Origin of the sequence: Lapillicoccus sp. (assembly GCF_039935575.1) — a bacterium.
Classification (GTDB): domain Bacteria; phylum Actinomycetota; class Actinomycetes; order Actinomycetales; family Dermatophilaceae; genus Lapillicoccus.
On sequence record NZ_JBDTKA010000094.1, the window covers coordinates 1 to 7047 of the forward strand.

Annotated in this window: 6 protein-coding genes and 1 pseudogene; 2 read left to right on the forward strand and 5 right to left on the reverse strand. The window is 66.1% G+C overall.

Translation table 11 applies throughout. The features are described 5' to 3' along the window. The 3 genes from ABI385_RS11945 to ABI385_RS11955 all read right to left on the reverse strand — a co-directional run. A partial coding sequence (locus tag ABI385_RS11945) for a nickel-dependent hydrogenase large subunit (RefSeq protein ID WP_348103969.1) occupies nucleotides 1-875 on the reverse strand: 875 nt, incomplete at its 3' end. Nucleotides 876-923: 48 nt separating this feature from the next. Further along, entirely contained in the window at nucleotides 924-1979 is a 1056-nt protein-coding gene (locus ABI385_RS11950) for a hydrogenase expression protein HypE (RefSeq protein ID WP_348103970.1), read from the reverse strand. Nucleotides 1980-2720: 741 nt separating this feature from the next. Further along, nucleotides 2721-3836, reverse strand: a complete 1116-nt coding sequence (locus ABI385_RS11955) for a PfkB family carbohydrate kinase (RefSeq protein ID WP_348103971.1) — start codon at nucleotides 3834-3836, stop codon at nucleotides 2721-2723. A gap of 101 nt (nucleotides 3837-3937) precedes the next feature. Here ABI385_RS11955 and ABI385_RS11960 point away from each other — a divergent pair, with 101 nt between their 5' ends. Next, a complete protein-coding gene (locus ABI385_RS11960; RefSeq protein WP_348103972.1) occupies nucleotides 3938-4960 on the forward strand; it encodes a tagatose 1,6-diphosphate aldolase in 1023 nt (340 codons plus the stop codon). A 267-nt stretch (nucleotides 4961-5227) separates the two neighbouring features. Here the strand turns inward: ABI385_RS11960 and ABI385_RS11965 are convergent, their stop codons facing one another. Continuing rightward, a complete protein-coding gene (locus ABI385_RS11965) occupies nucleotides 5228-5908 on the reverse strand; it encodes a hypothetical protein (RefSeq protein ID WP_348103973.1) in 681 nt (226 codons plus the stop codon). Here ABI385_RS11965 and ABI385_RS11970 point away from each other — a divergent pair. Beyond that, nucleotides 5903-6367 (forward strand): annotated as a pseudogene (locus ABI385_RS11970) (transposase); the annotation flags it as partial. The gene ABI385_RS11965 and the pseudogene ABI385_RS11970 sit on opposite strands and share 6 nt — an antisense overlap. A 106-nt stretch (nucleotides 6368-6473) precedes the next feature. Here ABI385_RS11970 and ABI385_RS11975 read toward each other — a convergent pair. Further along, complete coding sequence (locus tag ABI385_RS11975; RefSeq protein WP_348103974.1) at nucleotides 6474-6830, reverse strand: hypothetical protein; 357 nt, start codon at nucleotides 6828-6830, stop codon at nucleotides 6474-6476. Between the last annotated feature and the right edge of the window lie 217 nt (nucleotides 6831-7047).

Genomic DNA, 7047 nt, shown 5'->3' on the forward strand with positions numbered 1-7047 from the left:
CGACCCCAGTTGGTCATGTCCTTGTAGTCGAAGTTGCAGTGCTCGGGATCCTGGAAGGAGCCCCAACAGGCAAGCAGGATGCGGCGGTTGCCGACCATCTCGTATCCCGGGAGGGCCTCGTAGAAGAAGTCGAAAAGGTCGTCGTGCATCGGCACGACCTTCTTCATGAACTCCACGTAGCGCATGAGCCGGGTGATGTAGTCGGTCATCAGCTGGATCGTCGCCACGGTGCCAACGCCGCCGGGGTAGAGGGTCGAGGGGTGCACGTGCCGCCCCTCCATGAGGCAGAACATCTCGCGGGTCATCCGGCTGACCTGGAGCGCCTCGCGGTAGAACTCGCCCGTGAACGGGTTGAGCGAGCGCATGATGTCGCCGATGGTCTTGTAGCCGTGGGCATCCGCGTGCGGGGCGTCGGTGCGGTTGGCCTGCTCCAACACGCCGGGGTTGGTCTCGGAGACCATCCTCTCGCAGTAGTCGACCCCGACGAGGTTCTCCTGGAAGATGTTGTGGTCGAACATGTACTCGGCGGCCTCGCCGAGGTTGACGATCCACTCGCCCAGGTGGGGCGGCTTCACGCTGTAGGCCATGTTCTGGGCGTAGCAGGAGCACGTGGCGTGGTTGTCGCCGCAGATGCCGCAGATCCTGCTGGTGATGAAGTGCGCGTCCCGGGGATCCTTGCCCTTCATGAAGATCGAGTAGCCACGAAAGATCGACGAGGTGCTGTGGCACTCAGCCACGACGCGCTGCTTGAAATCGATCTTCGTGTAGATGCCCAGGCTGCCGACAATGCGGGTGATCGGGTCCCACGACATCTCGACGAGGTCGTTATCGGTGCTGTCGCTGCTCTTGGTGCTCCGTGCGGTGGTCGACGTCATTGCGTCGCCTCTCTGTGGGTACGACTCAGTGGATCCGACGACGTTGACTTACCAGGTACGGGTGGCCCCCGTGGTGAGCTCACGACCGCGCCGACGCCACTTGGGCTCGGTGTCGACGGTGTGCGTGGTGATGTGGCGCAACCGGCGAACAGCGGAGCCGTAGAGCCCGACCGCGTTGGTGGAGAGCTTGCCGCCGGGTGGCTCGTCCATGAACGGCATGAACTTGTCCGGGAAACCGGGCATGGTGCAGCCGATGCAGATCCCTCCGACGTTCGGGCACCCGCCCATGCCATTCATCCAGCCCCGCTTGGGCACGTTGCACTTGACTACGGGGCCCCAGCAGCCCAGCTTGACGATGCACTTCGGCGATCCGTACTCGGTGGCAAAGTCGGCCTGCTCGTAGTAGCCCGCTCGGTCGCATCCTTCGTGGACGGTCTGGCCGAACAGCCAGGTGGGGCGGAGGGCCTCGTCGAGCGGAATCATCGGTGCTTGGCCGGTGGCCATGTAGAGCAGGTAGGTCAGGGTCTCCGAAAGGTTGTCGGGCTGAATCGGGCACCCCGGCACGCAGACGATCGGTATGCCCGCCTTGGACTTCCAGTCCCAGCCCAGATAGTCGGGCACCCCCATCGCGCCGGTGGGGTTGCCTGCCATCGCGTGGATGCCGCCGTAGGTGGCGCAGGTGCCCACGGCCACGACCGCCGTGGCCTTGGGGGTCAGCCGGTCCAGCCACTCGCTGGTGGTCATCGGCTGGCCGGTCGCGGGGTTGTTCCCGAACCCGCACCAGTAGCCCTCGTCGTGCAGCTGTTCGTTGGGGATCGATCCTTCGACGACCAGGACGAAGGGCTCGAGCTCACCGCGGTCGGCCTTGAAGAACCACTCGAGGAAATCGTCGGCCCCCCCGTTGGGCCCGCACTCGAAGTCGATGAGCGGCCAGTGCACGGCGACTTGGGGAAGGCCGGGAAGTGCTCCGAGAGCGATCTCCTCGATGCTGGGCTGGGTTGCCGCCGTGAGCGACACCGAGTCGCCGTCACAACTGAGGCCGGCGTTGATCCACAGCACGTGGATCAAGGTCTCTTCGGCGGCAATTCCGGAGGGGGAGAGCACGGCGACTCCGTTTCCGGGCCGGAGGACGCCGTCTGGCCCAAGACCAATGGAGCCGACCGTCGGCCCACCTGTTTGGTCCACTTCCGTGTGTACACCTTTCCTTTCGGGCATGTCAACGGTTAGGGACCGGGCCCCCGCGGAAGGCTTGTCAGCCATGGTGGGCGCATTCTGGCGTCCTGCCAAACCGACGTTGACGTCGCGGCAGAAGACGTGACTGTTGGCGTCGTGTGCTCGGCCCGGTGCGATGTCGACCCGGTCACCCGTGACCCGGGTGAGCCGCTCGATCTGGCTCGGCTGAGTGGCCGGGTCGTAGGACGGTCGGCGTGACCAGCCGAAGATGAAGATGTCCAGCCCTTGAGGATCAGCAGCGACCAAGCAGCCCGACCGGTCGTTCGACGTGCCGGGAATGCACGCCGTCACCGTTCAGCGGAAGCGGATCCGGCCGGTTCGTCGACTGACTGGTTTAGACACCGGCCATGCCGGGAGTCGCATGGTCGCTCGTGCCGCGCCAGATAAGCGCGTCATACCGCCGCGAGACGGCGAGCCTCAGTTCTCGGTCACGACCATCTTGTGGCGCTCACGCATTTGCGGACGTCACCTTCCGGCACCAGATGGATCACCTCTCAGAGGTGGGCACGCGTCACCGGGGCAAGTCAGCCGCTGGGGCGCGAAACACGTGGCCAATCCTTCGGCATGGCCCCGCCCGGGCACCTCCCAATCTGGCAGCAGAGGTCAACCACCTCACGGGCCTGTGTCTGGATGGCCGCCCGGTGCGAGAGAGTGGTCGATCGTGGCGACCACGTCGGGCGTGGGCTTGCGACCGGATACCACAGCGGCCGCGCAGGCCATGGCGAGAGATCCCGAACGCTGTGGTGACAGACCGGTGAGGAGCCCGCAGAGCAGGCCAGCGGTGGCCGCGTCCCCAGCGCCTGTGGTGGTGACCAGACGGGTCACTGGATAGGGCTCGATCCATTCGCGCACGTCCGCCCAAGCGTGCGGATCGACGAATGCCTGTCCCGCCGCACGCAGACGGGCGGTACCCGCGGTGCTGAGATAGACCCCTCGCGGCCCAGCCGAGATCGCCACCACACCGGCGCCCCAGTCGAGCAGCGTCTGGGCAAGTCGCTCGACGACAGCGTCGTCGTGATCGGTTTGCCCAGCATGTTCTGGCAGCGCAGATATCAGGTCGTCGATGCTGGGAGTGAGAACATCCACCTCGCTCATGGTCCGGCGAAGGATCTCCTTCCAGTCCAAGGCACCACTGGGGGAACGAGGATCCAGGACCGCCAGATCCACGGAGGTCGTGACCCCCGCACGTCGCAGCCGCGCGAGCATGTCACGCATCGGTGCGCCGCCGTCGGCGACGAGGGCGGGTAGGAGGTTGGGGTAGCCGAGGTGGACGAGCTCGAGCCCGTGGCTCAGTTGGACCTCGCTGCCGTCGAAGAAGGCGTTGCTTCCGACGTGATGCCAGAACGTCCGATCCATGCTCGGTGCCTCGAACACCAGGCTGTAAGACGAGGCGCTTCCGCTCACTAGCCGGAGCCGTGGGGTCATCCCGGTGCGCTCCGCGACCATCTGCCGCAGTAGTACGCCGAGGCCGTCGTCGCCCACGGTTGCCACGACATCGACTGGGAGCCCAAGGTCGACGAGGCCCCCACCGGTGTTGGCGACGCTGCCTCCTAGCCGAACCGACAGCGGCCCCACCTCAAAGAGGTGCCCCGGGTCGATGCCTTCACCCCCCGCGAGGTCGGGCGTCAGGTCAAGACACAGATGGCCGGTGACGACGACGCGGGCCAACGCACCTCCCAATGTCGTGACCAGCCCAGAGAACTCCATCGTCTCCTGACCTACCGGCATTGTCACGACTGTAGGGACCTCGAGATGACCGCTCGAGGACGTGACGGCGCCCTCGGACGAGGTCGGCCGTGGTCGTCTTTGGGTGGCATAGGCTCGTCCACATGACTGACTGGTTGAGCGGTCCCGACAGTCTCGGAAAGCTCCGGTCACTGACCCGAATTTCCACCGAGGACGGGTTCATCGCGACCCTCGCCGTCGACCACCCCGAGAACTATCTGGCGATGATTGACCCGGACTGGCGGCGGGTCACCTCGGCGCAAGCCACGCGGAGCAAACTCGAGCTCATTGCCGCCCTTGCTCCGCATGCGAGCGCCTTCCTTGTCGACCCGCTGTGGTCCATGGCGCAGGGGATCGTGACGGGTGTGATCCCAGCCAGCACGGGAATCATCACCGGCATCGAGTCACTCAGCTACCAGGCAGGCGGCGGTTTCGGCACGATGACGGCGGTGCGCGAAGGGTGGACCGTCGAGAAGATCAAGACCCTCGGGGCCGACGCCGTGAAGATGGTGGTCTGGTGGCGTCCGGACGCAGGTGACGCAGATGAGATTCGGCGTATCGTCTCCCACCTCGTCGAGGAGTGCGCGCGTCATCAGATCCCGCTGGTCGTAGAGCCCCTCTGGTACCCCGCCGACGGCCAGGACCCGAACAGTGAGCTGGCGCGAGACGATCGCCTGGAAACGATCGTCGGTGCTGCCAAGGAGTTCGTCGGCCTCGGCATCGACGTTCTCAAGTCCGAGTTTCCTGCTGACCTCGGTGCGGCATCGGACGGCGCAAGCGGCGAGGAAGTCTCCACGCAGGCGGCGCGCGCTATTGATTCGGGGTGCGGCGGGACTCCATGGGTCATGTTGTCCGGTTCTAGTACCTACGAGGTGTTCCGACGCCAACTCACGATTGTCGCCCAGGCCGGGGCCTGCGGCTTCATGGCTGGTCGGGCGATCTGGACCGGCGCCGTCGGCGGTACCGACGAACAGCGCCGCGAAGCCCTGGCGCGTTGCCAGACCCGCCTCGACGAAAGCCTGTCCATCCTCCGCGCCAACGGCCGCCCCTGGCGGCAACCCCCCGCCATCGACGACGTCGCCGAGACTTTGACGGCCGGCTGGCACGAACGGTACCTCGAGTCCTGACCCCCAGATCCACGTTCCCCCCACAAGCCGGAACGTCGATGCGTCCTTCCGCCGCGAAACGCCCCTGGCCGAGGGGCTTCCTGAAGTGGCTGCCTACCGCCCAGATAGGGCGTGTCTCGAGGGGTTTCAGGTCGTCCGCGGGGACGGTGTCAAATTGCCGGCCCGGCGACAGTCCGTCGAAGCTGGCGCTCGGACGCGCGGCGCGGACGGCGTTTAGTGGCTCTTGGCGCGGTACGCCGGCTGGGGTGCGGCGACCGTCGGCACCATTCACCCAAGGATCACCCACCGGCGTTCAATACGTCTTGGGTGCTGGGCGAGTGGGTGACGGTTGAAGAAGTTCTGCACCGTGTCGGTGGTGACGTTGGCGCCGAGGGCGGGCGGGTCGATGTGGCCGCCGGGGTGCCAATAGAGCAGGACCTCGGCTCCGGTTCGGCAGCCAGTCCACGCGGTGCGCTCGACGGCACCGGGAAGACCGGTCCGTTGTGCTGGCGCGTCGCAGCCGTCGCGGGCCGCCCAGCTGGCGGGGTACCGCTCGACGCTGGTCAGTATCCACGCTCCTGATCCGCCGCCGTTGTAGGGCACCACCGGGTCGGCGGCACCGTGGATCAGCAGGATCGGGACCGGGTTGGTGTCGGGGCAGGCCCGTTTTGGTGGGTAGTAGTTACCCGCGACGGGGGCCAGGACAGCGACCCGGTGGGCCAGCGCGCAGGCTAAGAACGCGGTCATGCCGCCGCCGTTACTGATGCCTGTCGCGTCGATCCGGCGCGGGTCGACGCAGAAGTTGGCTTGCGCGTCGTCGAGGAAGCGGCTGACGAACACCAGTTCATCCAGTCCGTCGTCGACCGGTCTGGCGCTGGCCCGGATGGTGCTGCCGTCGATGTCCCGTAGCCCCTGAGGGTAGGCCACCAGGAACCCGGCGCGGTCGGCGGCAGCCGTCCACTCGGACATCGTGGCCGCAAGGGTGACCCGCTATACGGGATCCGGCTGGCCCTCAGGTGCGGGATCGAGCGGCTCACCGAACGGCAACGCGACCGGATCACGGCAGCGATCAACACAGATGAGGCGCACGTCGAGGTCCTTGTCGCCTGGCTCGCGACGTTGGATCTGCGCTCCGCGTTCCGACACAAGGACCTGACCGAGGGCCGCCGAATCGCCGAACACGTTTTGGCCTCGTTCCCGTCATGCCCCATCCCCGAGATCGCCCGCCTCGGCCGGACCCTGACCCAGTGGCGTGAGCCGTTCCTCGCGTACTTCACCACTGCCGGCGCGAACAACGGCGGCACCGAAGCCGTCAACGGACTGATCGAACTCCACCGCAGAGTCGCCCGCGGATTCAGAAATCGCGACAACTACCGACTCCGGATGCTCCTCATCGGCGGGGCCTTCACCGACCCCCGGCTGACATGACCTCCCACCTCAGGTCCCAAGAGCCCCTTTATGGCGATCCGCCACATTTGGGGGGTGGGGCTCTCATCCGCCGAAGCGAGTTCTCTTGGCTTCGGGGCCAGCTGGGTTAGACCGCGGATTCGTTGGGCCCTTCGAACCAGACGCTCACACCTGAAGGGGACACCACCCGTACAAGGGTGGTGAGGAAGCTTGTGCCTCCTACCTCGCGGACCACCTCATGGTCCAGGCGCTGCTCCCTGCAGACGGAGATGCAGTTTTCCACCTCGGCAATGGTGGTCAGCTCGAACTGCCACCGCAAACCCTCGGCGTAAGGCGGGTGCTCCGGTGAGCACCGTTGCAGCCCGATCACAGCATCGCCATGCCGAATGGCCAAGAACCCGGGAAACTCGTCACCCTCGTACGCGTCAACGAAACCGAAGCGCCGGTAGAAGTCTCGCTCGGCGTACTGATCTGACACGTACATGATCGGATGCAATTGCACCCGCTCAGGATCCGCCGGCATGCCGCCGCGGCGCAACAAGCCACGCCCACACCGGACGGACACAAGTCCTCAAGCGCGGGGATGATCCTCGAAGTGGATTCAACGAAATGGCAGTGAACCCGACACTGCCTACCGTCTTTCGAGCGTGCCGGCGGCGCGGCGCACCCGCGGTTCCCCCGTATGCGCTGGCGGCCTCGAC